Source organism: Vibrio splendidus 12E03 (assembly GCF_000272105.2).
GTDB lineage: Bacteria > Pseudomonadota > Gammaproteobacteria > Enterobacterales > Vibrionaceae > Vibrio > Vibrio splendidus_I.
In genome coordinates, this window is the sequence record NZ_AJZD02000352.1 from 1 (window position 1) to 285 (window position 285).

Genomic DNA, 285 nt, shown 5'->3' on the forward strand with positions numbered 1-285 from the left:
CATGGCTGCATCAGGCTTTCGCCCATTGTGCAATATTCCCCACTGCTGCCTCCCGTAGGAGTCTGGACCGTGTCTCAGTTCCAGTGTGGCTGATCATCCTCTCAGACCAGCTAGGGATCGTCGCCTTGGTGAGCCATTACCTCACCAACTAGCTAATCCCACCTAGGCATATCTTGACGCGAGAGGCCCGAAGGTCCCCCTCTTTGGCCCGTAGGCATTATGCGGTATTAGCCATCGTTTCCAATGGTTATCCCCCACATCAAGGCAATTTCCTAGGCATTACTC

At 54.0% G+C, this 285-nt stretch carries 1 rRNA gene; it reads right to left on the reverse strand.

What is annotated here, in order from left to right:
* Window positions 1–285, reverse strand: a 16S ribosomal RNA gene (locus tag A142_RS23010); the annotation flags it as partial.